The organism is Zavarzinella formosa DSM 19928 (genome assembly GCF_000255705.1).
Taxonomy (GTDB): Bacteria; Planctomycetota; Planctomycetia; order Gemmatales; family Gemmataceae; genus Zavarzinella; species Zavarzinella formosa.
Genome location: NZ_JH636454.1, coordinates 93998 through 94234, shown reverse-complemented (window position 1 = coordinate 94234; position 237 = coordinate 93998). Strand labels below are relative to the sequence as shown.

Genomic DNA, 237 nt, shown 5'->3' with positions numbered 1-237 from the left:
GGTGAGCTGGACGTTGGTGATGACGGAATAAGTTTTGGTGATGGGCAGCCGGGTCCCGAGGGCCGAGACCGCCACGTCGTCGAGCGTCTCCTCCACGTCGGGGGCGTCGAGGGTGATGACGAACTGGCTGACATATCCCTGCGTCGGTGACTGTCCCGTGGTGAGCAGGAAGTCATAGATGGTGTTTTTGGCCTCGATCCGTCCCGGCCAGGCCTGCCAGTCGGGGGTGTCCCACAT

The 237-nt window shown here is 62.9% G+C and carries 1 protein-coding gene; it reads right to left on the bottom strand.

Annotation, left to right across the window (positions count from 1 at the left end):
* The coding region (locus tag BGIM_RS65420) for a hypothetical protein (protein WP_162136360.1) at window positions 1-237 on the bottom strand (237 nt) is incomplete at both ends.